At 36.9% G+C, this 20,255-nt stretch carries 20 protein-coding genes; 5 read left to right on the top strand and 15 right to left on the bottom strand.

The window, feature by feature from the left end; all coding sequences use genetic code 11:
- Positions 1-75: 75 nt before the first annotated feature.
- From ACHUFV_RS25405 to ACHUFV_RS25395, 3 genes are all read right to left on the bottom strand, one after another.
- Positions 76-744, bottom strand: a complete 669-nt coding sequence (locus tag ACHUFV_RS25405; RefSeq protein ID WP_394239141.1) for a CAP domain-containing protein — start codon at positions 742-744, stop codon at positions 76-78.
- A gap of 342 nt (positions 745-1,086) precedes the next feature.
- The gene (locus ACHUFV_RS25400; RefSeq protein ID WP_394239138.1) at positions 1,087-1,953 is read right to left on the bottom strand and encodes a Cof-type HAD-IIB family hydrolase; all 867 of its coding nucleotides are present in this window, start codon (positions 1,951-1,953) and stop codon (positions 1,087-1,089) included.
- Positions 1,946-2,722, bottom strand: a complete 777-nt coding sequence (locus ACHUFV_RS25395) for a DeoR/GlpR family DNA-binding transcription regulator (RefSeq protein ID WP_394239136.1) — start codon at positions 2,720-2,722, stop codon at positions 1,946-1,948. The genes ACHUFV_RS25400 and ACHUFV_RS25395 overlap by 8 nt, the downstream gene beginning before the upstream one ends.
- A gap of 331 nt (positions 2,723-3,053) precedes the next feature.
- Between ACHUFV_RS25395 and ACHUFV_RS25390 the strand changes: the two genes are divergently transcribed.
- Complete coding sequence (locus tag ACHUFV_RS25390; RefSeq protein ID WP_394239135.1) at positions 3,054-3,296, top strand: hypothetical protein; 243 nt, start codon at positions 3,054-3,056, stop codon at positions 3,294-3,296.
- A gap of 288 nt (positions 3,297-3,584) precedes the next feature.
- On the opposite strand, the gene galE (ACHUFV_RS25385) is transcribed toward ACHUFV_RS25390, so the two are convergent.
- The gene (gene galE, locus ACHUFV_RS25385; RefSeq protein WP_394239133.1) at positions 3,585-4,577 is read right to left on the bottom strand and encodes a UDP-glucose 4-epimerase GalE; all 993 of its coding nucleotides are present in this window, start codon (positions 4,575-4,577) and stop codon (positions 3,585-3,587) included.
- Between the two features lie 207 nt (positions 4,578-4,784).
- Positions 4,785-5,051: a DUF5658 family protein gene (locus ACHUFV_RS25380; RefSeq protein WP_394239204.1), complete on the bottom strand. Its 267-nt coding sequence runs from the start codon at positions 5,049-5,051 to the stop codon at positions 4,785-4,787.
- 604 nt (positions 5,052-5,655) lie between these two features.
- On the opposite strand from ACHUFV_RS25380, the gene ACHUFV_RS25375 reads away from it, so the two are divergent.
- The 3 genes from ACHUFV_RS25375 (at position 5,656) to ACHUFV_RS25365 (ending at position 9,360) form a co-directional block, all read left to right on the top strand.
- Entirely contained in the window at positions 5,656-7,188 is a 1,533-nt protein-coding gene (locus ACHUFV_RS25375; protein ID WP_394239131.1) for a glycosyltransferase family 2 protein, read from the top strand.
- A gap of 51 nt (positions 7,189-7,239) precedes the next feature.
- Entirely contained in the window at positions 7,240-8,130 is an 891-nt protein-coding gene (galU, locus tag ACHUFV_RS25370) for a UTP--glucose-1-phosphate uridylyltransferase GalU (RefSeq protein ID WP_394239129.1), read from the top strand.
- A gap of 351 nt (positions 8,131-8,481) precedes the next feature.
- Positions 8,482-9,360 carry a hypothetical protein gene (locus tag ACHUFV_RS25365; RefSeq protein ID WP_394239128.1) on the top strand — a complete coding sequence of 293 codons (879 nt, stop codon included), beginning with the start codon at positions 8,482-8,484 and terminating at the stop codon, positions 9,358-9,360.
- Positions 9,361-9,529: 169 nt separating this feature from the next.
- Here the strand turns inward: ACHUFV_RS25365 and ACHUFV_RS25360 are convergent, their stop codons facing one another.
- From ACHUFV_RS25360 to ACHUFV_RS25320, 9 genes are all read right to left on the bottom strand, one after another.
- Positions 9,530-10,297 (bottom strand): glycosyltransferase family 2 protein, encoded by a 768-nt coding sequence (locus ACHUFV_RS25360; protein ID WP_394239126.1) that lies wholly within the window; start codon positions 10,295-10,297, stop codon positions 9,530-9,532.
- 83 nt (positions 10,298-10,380) lie between these two features.
- Positions 10,381-11,496, bottom strand: a complete 1,116-nt coding sequence (locus ACHUFV_RS25355; RefSeq protein ID WP_394239124.1) for a glycosyltransferase family 4 protein — start codon at positions 11,494-11,496, stop codon at positions 10,381-10,383.
- Complete coding sequence (locus ACHUFV_RS25350) at positions 11,471-12,748, bottom strand: O-antigen ligase family protein (protein ID WP_394239122.1); 1,278 nt, start codon at positions 12,746-12,748, stop codon at positions 11,471-11,473. Before ACHUFV_RS25350 ends, ACHUFV_RS25355 begins: the two co-directional genes overlap by 26 nt.
- Positions 12,748-14,208 carry an oligosaccharide flippase family protein gene (locus ACHUFV_RS25345; RefSeq protein WP_394239120.1) on the bottom strand — a complete coding sequence of 487 codons (1,461 nt, stop codon included), beginning with the start codon at positions 14,206-14,208 and terminating at the stop codon, positions 12,748-12,750. The genes ACHUFV_RS25350 and ACHUFV_RS25345 overlap by 1 nt, the downstream gene beginning before the upstream one ends.
- Before the next feature lie 153 nt (positions 14,209-14,361).
- Complete coding sequence (locus ACHUFV_RS25340) at positions 14,362-15,015, bottom strand: YveK family protein (protein WP_394239118.1); 654 nt, start codon at positions 15,013-15,015, stop codon at positions 14,362-14,364.
- A gap of 62 nt (positions 15,016-15,077) precedes the next feature.
- On the bottom strand, positions 15,078-16,067 hold the full coding sequence (locus ACHUFV_RS25335) for a pectate lyase family protein (protein WP_394239116.1): 990 nt from the start codon (positions 16,065-16,067) through the stop codon (positions 15,078-15,080).
- 182 nt (positions 16,068-16,249) lie between these two features.
- Positions 16,250-17,296 (bottom strand): UDP-glucose 4-epimerase GalE, encoded by a 1,047-nt coding sequence (galE, locus tag ACHUFV_RS25330; RefSeq protein ID WP_394239114.1) that lies wholly within the window; start codon positions 17,294-17,296, stop codon positions 16,250-16,252.
- A gap of 206 nt (positions 17,297-17,502) precedes the next feature.
- Entirely contained in the window at positions 17,503-18,168 is a 666-nt protein-coding gene (locus ACHUFV_RS25325) for a sugar transferase (RefSeq protein WP_394239112.1), read from the bottom strand.
- 644 nt (positions 18,169-18,812) lie between these two features.
- Entirely contained in the window at positions 18,813-19,061 is a 249-nt protein-coding gene (locus tag ACHUFV_RS25320; RefSeq protein WP_394239110.1) for a hypothetical protein, read from the bottom strand.
- A 283-nt stretch (positions 19,062-19,344) separates the two neighbouring features.
- Between ACHUFV_RS25320 and ACHUFV_RS25315 the strand changes: the two genes are divergently transcribed.
- The gene (locus ACHUFV_RS25315; RefSeq protein WP_394239108.1) at positions 19,345-19,929 is read left to right on the top strand and encodes a hypothetical protein; all 585 of its coding nucleotides are present in this window, start codon (positions 19,345-19,347) and stop codon (positions 19,927-19,929) included.
- A gap of 43 nt (positions 19,930-19,972) precedes the next feature.
- On the opposite strand, the gene ACHUFV_RS25310 is transcribed toward ACHUFV_RS25315, so the two are convergent.
- Positions 19,973-20,245, bottom strand: a complete 273-nt coding sequence (locus ACHUFV_RS25310) for a glycine zipper 2TM domain-containing protein (protein WP_394239107.1) — start codon at positions 20,243-20,245, stop codon at positions 19,973-19,975.
- Positions 20,246-20,255 lie beyond the last annotated feature (10 nt).

Raw genomic sequence — 20,255 nt, 5'->3', positions numbered from 1 at the left:
TTCAAATTTTTTATATTGATCTATCATTATATTTTTCCATTGGAATCTAGACCATGGGACCCCCGTCCCTCTGGTTTACTTCCCAATAAACATTTGTGTCCAGTAGTTTCCTTGCTCGGAGTAGCCGACACCGATGTGAGTAAAGTTTGCACTTAAGATGTTTTTACGGTGCCCTTCACTATTCATCCATGCGGTTACGACCTCTTCTGGTGTCCGTTGACCCATCGCAATATTTTCACCTGCAGATTTATAGGTGATGCCAAAGGTTTTCATCATATCAAAAGGTGATCCATAGGTTGGGCTTGTATGGCTAAAATAGCCTTTGCTAGACATATCTAGTGATTTTTCACGAGCTACTTTACTTAACTCTGTATCTATCGTTAATGGTGCTAAACCAGACTTGGCACGCTCTTGGTTTGTCAAATCAACCACCTTTTGCTCAAATGCACTTAGAGTCGTTGTTTGTTGCTCAGCTGGTGGTTGATTTGTTACAGGCTGCTCAACCGTTGACGTTTGCCCAGCTGATGGCTGAGCTGTCGTATTGGTTGTAGTCTTATAACCTAAACTAGCAAAATACTTTTGTAAATAACTATTCAATTCTTCGAAATTGGAACTCTGATAAACGTATACCTTCTTTTGTACAGTTGTTGTGTTTTCAGCAGCACTTGCCTTCTGAACCATTGGACCCGCTGCAGCAATAGCTGCCGCAGCGGCTACTGTTAGCATTACTTTTTTCTTGAACATTCTTTCTACCTCCTAAAATAGAACTCAAGGTTTATGACGGGTTAATCGTAACATACGATTTTTGTCATATTTCAGGAAGGATTTAACAGGTGTTATCCTACAACTCCGCGACAACTTCCCTTCTACTTGAAAAACTCGTTGGGATATACGGCTTTCTTTCTATTGGGATTTATATTTTTCTTTTCTGTTATTTTGTAAAAACTTTAAAGAATTTCCAATAATTATAGAATAAAAAGGAGTTGACAAGTTTTAAATAAAAGAGTTTATTTAACAATTATTTCAGCTTCATTTCTGAAGTTACCAAATCTATGCATGGAACCACGGGACCCGTCCCCGTGGCACTTACTTCAGTAAAGAGTAAATAAAATGAGCCACTCCGTCATCGATATTGGTTAGGGTTACACCTTGGCATGAGTTCTTGATTTCCTGTGGTGCATTGCCCATTGCAGCACTTCTTCCGGCAATTCGGAGCATGGATAAATCATTAAAGCTATCACCAACGGCAGCCGTATCCGCTAGTTTTATCTCAAGCTTTTTGGCTAGTATTTCTAAGGCAATTCCTTTGGATGCCATTTTGTGTTCTAATTCGAAGTTATGTTTGGCAGATGTAACCAATGTGACATCCTTCATATCCTTAAATTGCTCTTTCCCTTTTTGAAGCTTTTCTTTTTCAAAAGAAAAGGCAAGGATATTATACACATCAACGTCGTTGCCAATCAGTTCTTTACAAGAGGATATAAAAGAAAATCCGCTTTGACTGTATTGCTTTTCAGCAGCTTCTCTGAGCTGTTCCATACTTACTTCTGGATTTGCGCTTTTGACTCTGTCCATTTCGATCGCTAAAAGCTCCCGACCGTTCTGTGGCGAAAAAATGGATTGATTGCTGAAAATTTCATAGTAATATTCTTCTTGCTCTAACCAGTTCAAAATGTGGAATGCATCCTGTTGATTGATCGCTACTGAATGAAACAGTTCACCATTTGGTTGATGAATGGTTGCCCCATTGGCCCCGATAATCCAGGGGTTTAATCCAGTTTCTTTAAAAATGGTTTGGACGTCAAAATGGGCCCTCCCAGTCGCAATAACGACCTCAACCCCATTAGCTTGAGCAAATTCGATTGCCTCCAAATTTTTCTTACTTATTCTGTTTTCTTCATTTAGTAACGTACCATCTAAATCGACAGCGATTAATTTTACCAAATTACTCATCTCCCTCTTCTATATCAGCTGTTAAAAGCTCAACATTGTATTTACGTAGCAGCTCTCTAAACTCTTTTTCAGGTGTATGGTCTGTAATCAAAAGATCAATATCCCGCAAATCAGCGTAACGGAAAAATTCTGTGCGCCCTAATTTTGTATGATCGGCTAACACAATCACTTGTTTTGCCTGCTGGATCATTTTTCGTTTAACAAGACCGTCCTCTTCATGAGCAATCGTTAGGCCATTTTCCGATATTCCTACCACTCCGATAAATACTTTATCAACATGGTAATCCGATAGTTTTTCAATAACAGTGGAGCCGTAAAGAAAACGGTGCTCTTTTTGAAGCGTGCCTCCGAGGAGCTGGATATCAATCTTCGGCTTGGAGGACAGTACTTCCGCTTGATTAATCGAATTGGTAATGATGGTACATTCCATGTTTTCTATCTGTTCCGCACATGCTTGAACGGTTGTCGAAGCATCCAAGATGACTCTATCACCCGGAAAAATTAAGGATGCAGCCAAATTTCCAATCACCTTTTTTTCTTCCGTTACAGTATTTAAGCGATTGGTATAGTTTTTAATTTCATGATGAACGGAGGGCAGGATCGCTCCCCCACGTGTTCTCACAATACTTTTTTCTTCTTCCAGCCGGACAAGATCCCTTCTAGCAGTATCTCTGGATACATCAAAAAGGGAGCAGATTTGTTCGACAGAAATGCGATTATGCTTTTTGAGAAAATCCATAATTAACACTAATCTTTCTTCTTGAAACAAGGAGTTCACCCGCTCGGTAAGTATTTGTAAGTAATTATACGTTATTTAAGTAAAAACGCAAATATTTATAAGTGATTGTAAGTGTTTTTTTGCATACTAACCAAAAGAGTCTTTTTCCCTATACGAATAAAAGGTCAATACAAAAAGAATGCCACAGGGGCAGACCACTAATGAACGCAGTCCCCATGGCTTATATGCCTTATTAGTAAAGCGCGTAGTTGAATAAAGATTTCAGAAAAAGTGAAGATATATTGGAAATGCCACATTTGGTGTTATAATAAAAGCCAAAACCAAAAGTGCTACAAATTTCATTATTTAGGAGGTAATAGGAATGGACATGGACAAGCAAGGACAAGAAATGTTTTTAAGTTTTATTTTAGAAAGGGTTCAAGAGGGCAAGGAGGAAGAAGCAAAAGAAATCCTAACGGAGAACTTCAAGAAACTTACTGAAGGAACTTTTTCACCGGAGGATATTCAAGTATTTCTTCCTAAGATGGTAAGTCTATTAAAACCAGAAAAACTAGAGGAAGTTGCAGGAGTTGTGAAGCAATTTGCGGGACAATTTGGATTTTAATTGAGGGTATTTTTCTTATATGCTGTACAGTTAGCTATATATAAGCATTTACATATTCTATCTATCAACCTTATTGTGATCAAATTCCCATAAAAAAATAGTGCTGTCAGAATGGAGGCTTTCCATTCTGACAGATATTCTATGGAATCGATTCAAACTGTCAAAAGAGTGACCTCTTTCTGACAGAGTTCCTTCCTATTCCATTCTGGTTGTCCAAAGAATGGCTTTCTTCCGACAGAGTTCCTTCCTATTCCATTCAGGTTGTCCAAAGAGGGGCTTTTCGGGCAGTCACAGTAACAAATTCATTTGATGATTATGTTTAAGGAGCCATTCCCATGTATCCTCACACATCTCTTCGATTCCCTTCTCAGCAACCCAGCCGAGCTCCATCATTGATTTTGTCGGGTTTAGGCAGCACAATTCAAAATAACCAAATTTATTATCCTGACATTGATAGGGAATTCTTGTTCCTGCCACTTTTTCGAATGCAGCAGCAAACTCTACTTCGCTATAACCTTTACCCCTGCCCAAATTAAAGGCTTCTACACCCATTTTATTCAAGACCCATTTAAGTGCCTTCACATGCCCGTTTGCAAGATCAACGACATGAATAGAGTCCCATAGACAAACGGCATCTAGGGTCGAACTAGCTAGACTTGTTCCTTCAACTGCCATTCTTGAAAGCCTCGAAAGCATACGGTTACGTCTTCCAGTAAGTTCTCTCCCGATTTGCCCGCTTTTATGTGCTCCTACAGGATCGAAATAACGTAAAAGAGCAACACTCCATTTTTGGTCGGTCAGATAGAGATCACGTAACAACTCCTCATTTATCTGTCTTGTCCTTCCATATGAATTTGCTTCTCCCAATACATAATTTTCTTTTAAGGGTTCGGTATCAGGTATCCCATAAACAGCTGCAGTGGAACTATATACCATATTTTTCACCTGAAACCTCTGCATAACTTCTAGGAGACTCACTGTACCAAAAAGATCCTTATGATAATACCATAGCGACTCAGTAACGGCATCGTTTAATCCTGCTAAATGGATAACGGCTTCTATTTCATTAGTGGAGAAAATGGAGACCAATGCCTCCTGATCCAACAAATCAACTTGATAAAAGGCAAAATCCTTCCCTGTTATCTCTCGAATTTGGTCCAGTACTTCTAGTTTACTTTTCATGCAATAATCTACAACAATAATTTCATATCCTGCATTCAATAGCTCCACACAGGTATGGGACCCAATGTATCCTGCCCCTCCTGTTACCAATATAGCCATGATTGTTCTCCTTCTATAAATATGTACTCCAGAACAGTCCCCATCCTTTGTACTTCTCTTTAATTAAACTTCTAGATTTCGATTTGTATGTCTGTACCATAGGAACGGGTCCATTGGCTCTACCTTTGCTTAAATGAAATAGGCTCAGGGACAGTCCCTTGTCCAGAATCACAGCATAAACCGAACCGCGGAACCCGTCCCCCTGGCTCACATCCAACTCAGCCAAACACAATGAAGCGCAAACACCGAGGTATACGAAACTACCGTTAATACCGTGATCCCCTTAAACCAATGGGACTGCGGCACCTTTTTCAGAAATAGAAACAAATACAGCGAGAGGGATAACGCTGCCTTCAACAAAATAAACAGCATTGGATTGATTTCATACAATTGGTTCATCAATGGATTCAACTCGGAAATGTATGAATGCTTTAATCCCCAAAATGTGACGACTCCATCTACTAGATTTAGTATAGAGAGATAATGGAATAAGAATTTCGCAGGAATACACCTCCACTATAGATTCTTTATTAAGAACATAATAGCAAGTGAATCTTACCATATCGCTATTTGCAGAGCCCTGGGGACAGTCCATTGGTTTGCTTTAAGGCACAATAACCGACACCATGTCTCCATTAGATCCTTCTATCGAAACGCTTGCTTTCTATCTCCCAATATTAAATAATTTTGCTTCAGGAATCCTAGCTACCTATTCCCATATCTGTTGAATCTTTTTTCCTATCAGCCCCCACCCCTTTCGTTGGATATATCATCACATTAGTTCATTATACAGAACAAAAAATTCTTTATAAAATTTAATAAACAAAGAAAACGAGAGTAATAACGAGAAAATAGCCAATATAGTGTTATTTATTAGTGTAAATATTAAAATTTTCAGACTTTTATATTTCATACTTTTGTCATATACTCTATTTACTAGTTCGATAAAACGAACAAATAAAACAACTATCATAGTTCAATAATCATAAACAAAAAGGGAGGTTAACTAAATTTCCAAAGGGTATCTCTTTATTTTAAAGGATACAAATAAACTTCTAGTATTTTCGGAGGGTAAGATATGGAGAATGTAATAAGGCTATCAAATGATTATAACGGATTAACTGAATCGTCTATCTCAGGTGTTAGGAACACGTATATGAAGCCAAGAATTGCTGTATTTATACCAGCACATAACGAAGAGAAATCAATTCGTGACTGCCTCGCAGGCTTAGGAGACCAAACCTTACCTAAGGATGTAGAACTTGATGTTATTGTGATTGCTGATAATTGTACTGATCGAACGGAAGAGGTAGCTTTAGAGGCTGGAGAAGAATTTAAACTGAGATTAAAGGTTCTTACAACACAAAATAATAAACAGCGTAAGGTTGGAGCATTGAACGCAGCATGGAAAAGTATTTACGGAGACCCGTTAGACTTATATGATAAAAAATTAACTAGGTACCAGGAATACTACAAACATTCCGTTAAAGCGATTCTTGGGATGGATGCTGATAGCCGTCTTGCACCAGATGCATTGTCTCAATTGTGGGAGGGTCTAATGAGCTCTCGGAATATTGGTGGAGTCATGGCTAAGTACACAATGAGGATGCCCAAGAAGAAAAGTCTTATCTCTAAAGACGATGTTCATTATGAGGAAAAGATTGCAACCGGAGAGTATGGGGGACCCATTGCAAGATGGTGGACACATCAACAAAAACAAGATATGGCGAGCTGGTTGTTAGACCTTCAGTATAGAGGTGGAAGTACTTATGTACTAGGCGGACAAGCAACCTTATTCCGACCAGAGGCCTTGCAGGATATTGTAGACGAAAACAAATTAGATGGGCCTTGGCAAGATGAAAGTGATGTTGAGGACATGCTCTTAACATGGCAAATTCAAAAAAGATGGAAAACACTCATTAGTCCTACTGCTCGCTGTTTTGTTGATTCCATGAGATCTTACCATACGTTTCGTCAGCAACGAAATAAATGGCAATCAGGAACCGTTGAATTACTAACTAATAGTGATATTGGAGCAAAATCAAAACATAAATGGAAGATTTGGCGCTCTCAATTCAAATCAATAACCGATCTTACAGTGCGCCTATTATTCGTTTCATTATTAACAGTAGCATTGGCAACAGATCAGTTTTTTTGGTCATGGATTTGGCTGATACCTGTCGGCTTAGCATCCGTTCTAAATACAATACTGGCATTAAAAACTCCCATGCATAGAGGAATTGATGTCGTATTAGCAGCCTTGTTGATTAGTCCTGAAATATATTTATGGGTAAACTTAATAACCTTTGCAAATGTATGGTTAGGTAAATTATCAGCTAATAAGAAAGACGGATGGGCCACTCAGTACAACGCAGAAAATGGTAAAACAAGAAGTAAACTTACTGAAGGGATCATAGCTATTATTCTATTTATTGCGTTGGTGGTTTACATCTGCATCGATCAAAGAGCCTATTTAACGAGCGAACCAGTACAATTGGCGCTTCAACCATATCTACAAACAGGGTGGATAACCTTAACGTATTTAACCATTTTCTCCTCCATTGCAATGCTATATCAAATTTGGACACTAAGAACTAGGCATACAGCTTAATCATTTAGAAAATAGGAAACAACAAAAATACTAACTATGGAGTAGATATCTATGAAAATTAAAAAAGCAATTATTCCTGCAGCTGGATTTGGAACAAGGTTCTTACCAGCAACAAAAGCACAGCCAAAAGAAATGCTACCTATAGTTGATAAGCCAACGATCCAATATATAGTTGAAGAAGCCATTGCGTCCGGTATTGAAGAAATAATTATTGTTACAGGAAAAGGAAAGCGTTCCATTGAGGATCATTTTGATCGTTCCCCTGAACTAGAGCAAAACCTATTAGAGAATGGAAAAACAGACTTACTCAACAAGGTTCGTTATTCTTCTAACCTAGCTGATATTCATTATATTCGACAAAAGGAACAAAAAGGACTCGGACATGCTGTTTGGTGCGCACGAAATTTTATTGGCAATGAACCATTTGCTGTACTACTAGGTGATGATATTGTTCAAAGCGAAACACCATGCTTAAGACAACTAATGAATATCTATGAAGAAACACATTCAGCTGTTATCGGAGTTCAATCAGTTCCAGATAACGAAACACATCGCTACGGAATTATTGATCCTTCTTCACACGTTGGAAGAAGATATGAGGTGCAAAGCTTTATTGAAAAACCTGCTCCGGGAAATGCTCCATCTAATCTTGCCATAATGGGACGCTATATTCTAACACCTGAGATTTTCATGTTTTTAGATCAGCACGAAATCGGCGCTGGAGGTGAAATTCAGTTAACTGATGCGATTCAAAAATTAAACCAAATTCAGAGGGTGTTTGCCTACCATTTTGATGGGAAAAGATATGATGTTGGAGAAAAAATAGGGTTTGTTAAAACAAATATTGAGTTTTCCCTTCAACGCGAAGATCTTCGAGATGAATTGATTAGATACTTAAAAGAATTGGTGATCACCAACGAATATTCCTTAAGCACCAATTGATGGGCGGAAGGACTATAGGTCCTTCCAAAAAGTAGGGTAATGAATATCGCAGAAAAAAATGAACAAATAAGCATGTGCTCATACAGTCACAATAATGTTAGCTTAGACATAAAATATTGTTATAAAAATTCTGATCTTTTTTGTTGAAATAAAAAAACTGTTTTTTCATTAATAAACTAGTTAAATCAGGGATGCTGAAAATGTATCAGTCTATTTTAAATAAACCAGTCAGAGATTACCGGAAAATAAAAACCCAATATCAAATTCTTCTATGAAATCACATCACATTATAGTTCCTGCATCATAAGGTATAACTAATACGCCCGGATTAACAAACGAAAGGGGATAAAAGTGGATAGTTATACTAGTGGCCAAGGCCATTCACCAGAAAATGTTGTATTGGTTGATAATTTTACCGGAACTGCAGCAGAAAAGATTCAAGCAGCAATCGATTTTGCCGCAAACAATAACAAGAAAACCGTTCTAGCATCTGATCATGACTACTACATTACGTCTACTATTATTGTAAGGAAGGGAGTTTTACTTCAAGGTGGTCAACAAACAAGCTACACAATTGGAGCTAATCTAAGAGGATTCGAGATTCAGCAGGACGCTTCGTTAGTAGGAGCATCCATTAATGTAGACCCGATAGCCTATAACAAAGAGGCAGTTTACCTAGACGGAAGTCAAAAATTTTACAATACATGGAATCGAACGATACTAAGAGACCTTGTGATACTTAATTGGTCTGGGGGGCATACAGGAACAGGTTTGAAATTGTTTTCCGGAACACCAGAAGCAGAAATTTCCTTCGTTGACTTTGAAAACATTAAAATTGTTGGTTTCGACAAAGGCATTCATTTACAGGCACGGAAAATCACATCAGGAAGGACCTGGATTAATGCCAACCGCTTCACTAACCTCTCTCTTGATGATTGCGTGGATATGATTACTATCGACAGCGGGGTAACGGTTCCAAATGAATGTTCCGGAAATTCATTCTCCAATCTTCAAATTCAGCCGTCCTCTTATACCAAAAATATTCTACAAGTTTCCGGAATGTACAACCGTTTTGACGGAATGCTCTGGGATATTTCTGAAATTAAGCATTCAAACCCGATTGTAACAATGACCAAAAATAGTAGTTACAACATTGTTGATATCCCCTCTCTCCCTTCTAACCGATATGTCAATAACGGGAGTCCCAATAACAAGCTTACATCTATATAGACTACCATTATGGTACAAACATATTGCCCCAACCCGGCCTGCTAAGAAACGAATCCAATACAAAATTGAGATTCGTTTCATCTCATTTATTTTTTTAAAAAAGTAGTCAACTACATTATTCTAATCTTCGTTACTATTATATTGAGAAGTAGTGCCGCAATAGATAATACTAGACTTTTGAATGCTTTTTATATCCGTTTACTGAATAATGGACGAAATACCATATGGATAGAAGTATGTTTATTTTGCCTACCTTTCGATATGTGTTCCATGTTTTTTGTGCAGATTTCAATTTGTTGCTTGAAAGTGAATTTTCACATTTTCTGTAGATTGCTAATTCCTCATCTAGTCCATAAGCTCCGATTCCTTTCGAAAGAATGTTAAGCCAAAGTCCATAGTCCTCTGAACAATCTCGATGTAACGGCATCTGCACTTCACCTATTTTCCTCTTATCCAGTATCACAGTCAGGGTCCCAATACTTGTGTTTTTTAACAGATCCTTATATTCAACCAATGGTGGGCACTTAAAAATCACATCTGTTTTTCCCCCATCTTCATTCATAATTCTATAGTCAGTAAAAGAAAATGCAGCATCCTTCTCTTTCATGAACATAAGTTGTTTCTCTAATTTTTGAGGCAACCAAAGATCATCACTATCTAGAAAGGCCAAATAATCGCCCTTTGCCCTTATGATGGCTGTATTTCGGGCAACAGCTGGACCTGAATTACTTGTAAGTTCAACCAAACTAATACGTGGATCTTCCTTCATTTCTTGTTTAACATTCTCTACTGTATTATCGGTTGAACAATCATCTACAATAATCATTTCCCAGTTTAGATAAGTTTGTTCTCTAACAGATTGGATGGTTTCCATAATATATCTCGCAGCATTATAAGTTGGAGTGATAATCGAAACTAACTCACCATGGTTAGACATTATTATTTTTCACCTTCCTTTTCCCCATAGATTACACAAATGGTATTTTACTAATTTCACATTCTATCCTTAGAAAAAAACATTCATTGGATAGATTCATCAAAAACATCCCTATCCTTTGCTTCTATCGGTAATCCGCTTGGTTCATTAGGTGCCGACCAATACACTTTTATAGTCTGATCGACCATTTGCTCTAAAGAAAACTCCGATTCAACCTTTCTGCGGGCATTCTCTATCATTTGATGTCTCATATCTTCTTCTGATTGAATTTGCAAGATTTTCTCAATAATATCTTCTACCGAATGTTCCGCGATGAGATAACCCGTTTGTTTGTCTATAATTGCCTCTCCAATTCCCCCTATATTAATAGAGATAATCGGAGTCCCAACAGCCATTGCCTCCAAAATAACCATAGGAAATACTTCCCTTAAGGAAGTCAGCAAAATTAAATCCATATCTCTCAAGAAGTCTTCTGGCTGACTTACAGCTCCTACCATCTTGATCTTGTGAGCTAGATTGTATGATTGAATCCTATTTTGAATAGCCTGCCGTTCCGGTCCGTCCCCTGCAATATAAAACATTAGGCTTGAAACATCCCTCAGCTTATTGACAATCTCAACAAACAGTGCATGATTCTTTTCTGCCGAAAGCCTCCCTAGTATCCCAATCTTAAAACCTTCCCTTTTTTCCTTTTTTTGAAAAATGAACTGCTTTAAATCAACACCATTATAAACTGTCGTAATTTTGTCCAGTTTTACACCAATTTTAAGCAAACTCATTTTTTCAAAATCACAAACTGTAATGATTCGTTCAACATATCTATTTAATAAAAATCGAAAAACAACCGGAATTTTTTTCTCAAGAATTGTCACATTATGCTTTGTATAAACAATCTTAACCTTGGTTTTCGTTAGCTTCTTCAGAAGGATGCTGTATAAAACCATTCTCAAACTATTTGCATGAATCATATCAATCTGTTTTTCAATGATGATTTCTCTAAGCTTTTTAATATTTTGAGCGTGCTTTGTTCTGCTTAACTCACTAAACTGATCCTTATGTTTGATGCTCTTCTGCATTTCTCCTGAAGCTGCACTATAATAGAAGTTACTATTTGGGTGTTGCAATTGGTTCTCTAATTTGCAGAAATAAGTTTCTGCTCCACCAGTTATTAACTTATCCGTTATGAGTAGAATATTCATTTTTGTCCACACCTCCACTACCATTTAAATCATTTCGTTTTTTATCTTGCAGAATAACGGAAGAACTATTAGTCTCATAACGTATATAAGCAGCCAGAATCGCTAAATACACTAAATACATATCGTTAATAATGACTGACAAAAAGGCCATTTGTATGATAAATCCTAAAAAGGCAAATAACAGGTACGGATGCGATTTATGTAAACCGCTTTGAAAGATTTGCACCAATACTAAAATAATAAACAAAGTAAAAAAGGTAATCCCTAGTAAACCAGATTCAGTTATTATTGTTAAAAAGGTATTATGGACTTCTGTATCGTCATTAAAATGATGCTGGTTATAATCAGTAAAATTAGAAGCCCCTATTCCGACCCACATATGCGATGAAAAAAAACCCCATGCCCGGCCCCACAATTCTAACCTTCCACTTCCTCCATCCTCAAAAAAATCTGCAAATCTTGATTTCAATATTTCATATATATCAAAGTTCAAATAAACAGCTGCAATATACATACTTACAGCCAACAAACTGCCGAATCCCAATACCAATTTCACTTGTTTGAGTAGATTATTCTGCAGGATATACAGTAAGAGTATAAATGCCATCACGATTAATCCACCACGTGAAAAGGTTAATACATTGGCAATCGCGCTTAACAGAAGCCCCAACTTATTCTTCCGGGTATTCAAATGACAAAGATAATAAGTGAAAAAAAGTGTGTTGTAAAATATATAGTAATTCGGATCCGTTACAACACCAATTAATCGTGGGTAGTCCCGATCAAGCATCAAACCAAATTTATATATTCGGTCACCTTCGAAAATAAACCCTAAGCTAGCTAAGCCTATTCCATAGAGTATAAGACTAATTGTATTAAAGAGAATACCTGCATCCGATATTGCCTTCTCAATCATTATGCGCCCTGCATCGGCAATCACCGATTTCATCATAAAATAACAAGCAAGGTAAACCATAATCCCTAAAATGATTCTTACACTTGAAGCTGGGTATAAGGAAAATACACCCGAAAAACTGTACATGATGTAGAATAACAGCAGTGCTATTTCGAATAATTGAAGCCTTGGGAAATAAAGCGAAGAGAAATTGAAGATGGCATATAAACCTAAAAAGACCATAAAAGGCTTTACTGCAAACCCTACATAAATGAAGTAATTTGCGAGCGTTACAAGAAAAAAAAGTAAAAAAATGGAGACATTATATTTAGTTATTTTTTCTGCGGGATAAATCATCATTTCATCCCCCTTGATACACCTTGATTTCTCATTTTTCCTCCTGTAACCCTCTTGATATAATTCATCATCTTTTGCCTCACTTCTCTATCGACCAGAAGAATGAGCCCTAATAATAGAAGATGAACGCTAGCTGCTAGTAGCGACAGGGTACCTAACAATCTATCGATACTAAATAAACAGATACTAAAATAGGATAAGTAAGGAATGATGGCTTTGTTGGCTATAATCCAGCGATTTGGGTTGAATAGCCAAAATCCCAGCAGAGCAATGGCTTCAATCAAGACACCAGCTAGAGCCGCTCCAGTGACTCCGTATGATTGACTGAAGAATAAATAAAGCAACATGCCCGAAAGAACAGAGATCGCTTGCACAAGCGTACGATAATTCTGTAAGCCTCTTGTGGTTAGCCCATCTGCCAGAGCAATATTGACTGCCTGTAAAATAAGAATGACTGATAAAATTTTCATAGGTAAAGCTGCTGCTGCCCATTTTTCACCAAATAATATTTCAATAACCCAATCGGCCATATAGTAAATGGGAATCGTCATCATCATTCCCGCGAGTGCCATCATTTTGATCATGGATAGACTGTATCGCAAATGGTCACTCAAACGATGATCATGAAAAGCCCTGAATAAGACAGGTGAAAATGCTCCTGCTATAATCATTGGAATTTGCTGTAATGCCTGCGGAATTCGATACGCTACTGCAAATAATCCTACTTCATTAAGGGAGATCGCCTTTTCCAACACAATTGGTCCTAATTGAGGCAGAAGAACAAAGAGTAATCCACTTAGCGTAAAGGATACAAAATTTTGTAGGATTCCCTTATGAAATTTACTATTCAAGCGAATTTTACTATTTTTATGAACTAGATATAGGGCAAATACGCCTGCAGCAAGATAGGAAGAACCATATAATAGATAGATTGAAAATGGACTTAAATTGAAAAGGAATCCAATACATATACCAGCAACGAGAAAAACAGAAGAAGTAACTTTAATTAGCCCATAATATTGCATTCTCTCTGTTAGTTGAAAATAAGTTGTTCCAATAGACTGTAAGGCAACTCCTGTGACCATTGGAAGGATAAAAATATAGGCTGCTTCAATCATTTCTTGATGATTCTGATTTGAAACATGGATTACGGCAAAACCAATAACAAAAGTTGCAAAAAGTAAACCCATTCTCATTTTTATGTAAGAAGATACCAAAATGGATAGGTTGGTCTCCTTCTTTGAACCTTCCCTCAAAACGATGCTGCTTAGTCCTGCATCCGTGAAATAACCCATGATCATGGCGAATGCCAGGATAACACTAAACATTCCATAATAATAGGATTGTAAATAAGTAGCTAATACAATCAGTACGATTGCATTTAAGGCACTCGCTAAAGATGTACTGAAAAATAGATGAATAATATTCTTTAATATTGAATTTCTTTTCAATTTTTCCATTGAAGCTTCCACCTTATTTTGACATCAGAATAAAAGTGTCCACCCTCCTATTCATCTGTTCGATTAACAGCAACTAAATTACATTAATTTGTTCTTTCAAACGAACGCATCATCGAAATACGTCCGATTAGAGTTTAATTTGGCCGTCTTTGCTTATACACTTATATTCCTGCGATTTTTTCTACTTCCTATTCGATTCGTTGAATTATGCCCATTAATTCCAGGCTCATCCCAATACTCTCTAATCATCGCCAATATAACTCCCAGAAATAAAGATACTACCAAGGAAATAGCTAAATTTAAAGGTAAACTCCCCACTTTCTCCACCTGAGTTTGACCAGCCTCACCTAATAGCCCTATATCTGAAACACCAAATACCTCATTCATTTTTTTCACTAAAATTAACCCAGTCGTATAGGCAACATCCTTGGTATACTTCTTATCATGGTCTCTTACGACTATGCTGATTATTTGTGAATCCTTATTGTTTTGTACGGCAATCTTTTCGTCCAATTCATCGTCCTTTATATCCAGTTCTTTCTGAACAGCGTTGAGGACAACAGGATTTTTAATAAAATCGATTGTTGAAGCAAGCAGCATATTCGTATCTTGTGCCGTCAAATACGTATCTGGACTCTTGGAAAGCTTCCCAATTAAAATACTTTCCGATGCCTCATAAGTCGGCTTATAGAAATAAAAGGAGTATATACTCATTAACACCGATGCACATAATACTGTCACAATGATCGTGAAGATTCTTTTTTTCACAATTCGCAGAAAGGTCTTTAAATCAATCTTATCGTCCATAATATCCTCCTAAATTAATAAATTTTCTTATTACAAAGATTGAGGTTTTTCATAGAAAGAAATTATTGATTTGCTTTATTTTCGGGTGAAGAATAGTAGTTCTGGGTCCCTTTGTCTAAAATATATTCAGCCTCTAGATTTGAATAAAAGTCATTCCTTGCCGACTCTTTTCCGAATTCTATTATTTCATTTCCCCGTTTCAGCAATTGAACATCCCATATCATTCCTTCAAATCTATTATCAGAGCCATTGACTGTCAGTACCTTCTCTGTTGATGGGGAAATCTGAATCTGTAACCCGGAGAAAATATTACCGGAACTCTCATTAGGCGGACCTACAGCGCTGTCGATATCAATTCCTCTTACAAGGTCATCCAGTGTTAGGTTGATAAAACGATTGCCATTGATAAAGTTTTTTGAGCGATTACTTTGTGGTTTTTCCGCTTCTAATTTAACTCCCGTATGAAAACCCGCAATATTTATGTTCGTAAAATTAACAAAACATATATAGTCGTCTAATTCTGCTGCATAAAGATGTAACCCTATACCTCTGTGTGAATTACTCGAGTTTATGATTGTTACATTTTGAATTTGCGTTCTTTCCCATGACCAGAACCTTTGTTTTCCATCTAAATAAATTACATCGGAATCAAAGTCTTTATCAACTATCTCTATAATTCCATTTGAAATAGATGCATTCTTTTCTACCTCAATCACACGGAAATTACCTTCTACCATTAAGCGTGTATTTTGGCCAAATTCTAGTTCTACTCCCTCTTCTATTACGATTCCTTTCTGGATAATATAATTCTTATTACCAACTAGTTTTACTTTTCCAATGTTTGATTTTTTGCTAAAGTTTATAGCCTTTTGTATTGCTCGAGAATCATCTTTTGAATCTTCCCCATTCGCTCCAAAATCTTCAACATACACATTTTCTGCTTGCGAGTGATCCATTTTGGTCACTGAACCTCTATTCTTGTTATAAAACCAAAATAAAACTAAAAGCAATATAGCTACCCAAATAACAATCATATATTTTTTTCTCTTCATAGTTTTTACGTTATACTCCTATACATTTTCCATGTTAATTTAACGCAACATTAACTCATGGAATGATTTTTCCTACACTCGAGCAAATCGTAAAATATGGAACTACTTTAGTTCCCATAAAGTATTAATCTTCGTTCCTTATAGAGAACGATTCAACCAAAAAGTATTTGGATTTAATAAAATTAAAACACGAAAGAAGTATTTCTATCCTGCAAAACATCCTCATAACCACTTGGATTCTTCTCTTGCCATCCCCAAGCATCCCTGCACATGTCTTCAATTCCTTTTTCAGCGAGCCAGCCCAGTTCTTTTCTTGCCTTCGTTGGATCTGCGTAACAGCTTGCTACATCACCTTGCCTCCGTTTAACAATTTTATACGGAATCTTGGTTCCGGTTGTTTTTTCGAAGGCCGCTACGATTTGCAATACACTATACCCTTTCCCAGTACCCAGGTTATAAGCTTCTACCCCTTTAGATGTTAGGATCTTTTCAAGTGCCTTCAAGTGGCCTTTTGCTAAATCTACCACATGAATATAATCTCTTACTCCTGTACCATCTACTGTTGGATAGTCGTTTCCAAACACGTACAGTTCTTCTAATTTCCCTACGGCCGTTTGCGTTATATAAGGCATTAGATTATTAGGTATACTTTTTGGATCTTCCCCAATTCTCCCACTTTCATGGGCACCAATTGGGTTAAAGTAACGGAGCAGTGAAATACTCCAATCGTGATCTGAATGATATAGATCGCGGAGCATTTCTTCAATCATCAGTTTCGTTCGGCCATATGGATTCATCGCACGGAGAGGGAAATCTTCTGAAATTGGAACATATTCCGGTACTCCATAGACTGTCGCAGATGAACTAAACACCATCTTCTTAACATTGTATTTTTTCATGAGTTCACAAAGAACAAGTGTACCTGTAATATTATTATGGTAATAATGGAGCGGCATTTGAACTGATTCCCCTACAGATTTCAGTCCCGCTAAATGAATCACAGCCTCTATTGAATTCTCAACAAATATGGATTCTAAAGCCTCTCTATCGAGGATATCCGTTTTGTAAAATTTAAAATCCTTACCTGTGATTTCCTTTATACGAACCATGGAATTTAGCTTACTATTGGATAAATCGTCTACCACGATTAGTTTATAACCTGCATTTAATAACTCGACACATGTATGACTTCCAATATAACCGGCTCCCCCTGTTAATAATATAGCCAATGACCTTTTCCCCCTTTTTGTATAGACTTAAAATTTTTCCAAGATTCGTTACCTATACCGATTACTGCATATATAATGTCTCTAATAAAAAGGCCATATTGGGAATACTACTGGAAAGTTTTCAAAGTACGAACTTAACTTTCTATTATTCTTCTTAATATCTAGCAGGCTAGTCATTTGATTATCGAATCGGCAACCTACTCTAATTATCTAGCCCCACTACCTGTAAAACAGATTACGACAGTTCTTAACAAAATTTTTAAATCTAAGAATAAACTTAAATTATTTATGTAATAGAGATCTAAGTTCAGTTTTTCCTGAGGTGTGACATCGTATCCGCCATTAATTTGTGCCCAACCTGTTAAACCGGGTTTTACTCTTAAACGCTCCACAAAACCTGGAATCTGTTCATTAAATTGGGCTGTAAACATCGGCCTCTCTGGTCTAGGGCCAATCAAACTCATATCTCCAACTAAAATATTCCATAATTGAGGTAGCTCATCTATCCTTGTTTTCCTGATAAATAAACCAACTCTTGTTACTCTAGGATCCTCTTTATCAGCCCATTTAGCACCATCTTTTTCTGCATCTAACCCCATCGATCGAAGCTTAATCACCTTGAAATACTTACCATTTAACCCCACCCTCTCCTGTAAAAAAAAAGCAGGTCCAGGTGTTTCAAGTTTGATCAAAATGGCAAATAGTAAAATAATAAGCGAAGCAGGAATCAAACCAACGAGTGAAAAAAAGATTTCATATATTCTTTTAAAGAATAAATAATTTGTACTTTCAATTCTGGTAAAATATCTATGTTCTTCAGATACGCTAGCAGAATACTCTTGAAAAAAATCTAAATCAACCTTTCTCCCCAAAGTTGAGTCCTCCTAAATCATCGCTTATCTTATTTTAAAAAATATAGAACAGATTCAACTATATGTGATTTTTCAAGATAACAACCAAAGTTGCAATACCAAAGGACTATTTCCATAATATATAAATAAGCATCTTGTTAACCTGTTGATAACGTTTCACCTTTATCCAAATTGGGATAAACGCAAAAACAAATGTTCTGTATTTAGTTATTTTATATTCTATATAAAGAACAGTTTATGAAAAAAAATATACAATTTGGATCATCTTGCAAATAATAATGACCTCGCTGAAGCAATATATAGAACTTAAATTATAAATAAATCTATTAATCAAGTCTTCTCAATCCTTCGACTGCGTGCTATCGAATTAGCTTTGTATAATTAAATTTTTAAATATTCATAATCTATACTAAAATAAAACAGAGATTTTGGCAAGATTTACTAGATTGTATTCGTTCAAGCTTCTTTAACTTTTTCATGAATTCACTAGATGAAGTCTACGATTTAAAATTTGCTAGAAGATGGAAAAGAACTCAGACCTAGTCAGGACTAAGTTCTTCCGATAAATCCAGATTTGCATTATCTACTTTTGAGATCGCAAGGCACAGTAACGTCTTAACATGAATAAAAAACCCTTAGCATCATTAATTAAATTCACCAGCACTATATCTGTTCAACAATCTATCTCGAACAAAATCCCTGCATTCCGGTGATAAGGAAGACCTTTCAGGATGAATTAAATCTCCAAATGGCCTACCACCTACAAATTTAACTTCACCCTCAAACGCTTTTCCAAAACTAGCATCATACCCAGACAGTTTCACAAAGGTCGTATTGTGTTGAGTTGTTATGAAATCAATTATAGTTAAAACGTGATTGTGTTTTTCATGCATCCCAATTCCCCCCTTATTTCAGTGATAGTTACATCGGAAACTGTTAAAAAAGAAATATCAAACCTTAAAACTGCTAGGTAAATAACCCCACTTAAGAAAGAAGCAAAAGAACCGTCCCCGTGCATTATAAATTGCTTCATTATTTATTTTACCAATATATAAAACCTCTAGCACAATATCCCATTGACGGTATAATTATTGGAAATATATGATAGAGTAAGCGAGTGGACGGTTTTGATAGGTGGAAGCAAGAGAACCGTCCCCATGATCGGGGGAGTTTTAATTGAAAATCAAAGGGATTATTATTGCAATCGTAAGCGTTGTGTTACTAGCTGTTGTTGCTTTTCTAGCAATTGATTATAACGATAAGGTAGAAGAGAAGACTTCTATTGCTAAAAGTGAGTTGAAAAAGAAAGAGGCAAAGGAATCCAAAGAGGAGACTGATGGAGGTTCTGCTACGGATAGTGGAACTTCACCGGAGGCTGGTCATCAAGCGGGAGCGGCAGTAAACGATGGAGCGACAACGTCCGCAGAAGAAAATCTTAAACAGGGTGAGACCGCAAGCACAGAAGCTGCAGGAACAGTAGCGGGATCACCTGCATCAGGAAATACAGCAGGAAATTCCTCAACAAATCAAGCTGCAAATGTTACTCCAAGTCAACCCACTACAGGCGGATTACATTTTGCAACAAGAGAAGAAGCCGTAGCATTCGGTTTCAGCCGATTTACGGCAGAGGAAATTGAGCTCTACAATCGTGCATCTGCAAATGGGCTAACACCTGAGCAGGAGGAAATGGCCATTCAAATCGCCTACTCACGTTTTTCTTCAGAAGAGATTGCTGCTATCGAAGAGGCTTTGAATAGATAAATATTTCATAAGCAATTGAAAGGTGAGCCATAGGGATCCGTCCCTATGGCTCGTTTCGATTTTCGGAAGCTGTATTGTTATCTTCTTCAGCCGCTTCCTCTATCTGGTTACCAATAGCACCGCCTGTAATCCCTCCTATAACAGTACCAATTAGTCCAAATTGAGCACCTATCATAGCACCCGTAACGGCTCCATTTAAAGTTCCTTCTACTTCACTATAGTCAGTGATATCTTGAGTAGAATTACTTCCCGCTTGAATATTGCTGCTTTCATCTGTATTACCGCCAAGGTCCTTGTGTTCGTTGCCCCGATTCATATATTCACTC

This window comes from Niallia oryzisoli, from assembly GCF_043641075.1.
In the GTDB taxonomy this organism is placed as follows: Bacteria; Bacillota; Bacilli; order Bacillales; family Cytobacillaceae; genus Bacillus_BD; species Bacillus_BD oryzisoli_A.
This window is presented reverse-complemented; position numbering and strand designations above follow the sequence as displayed.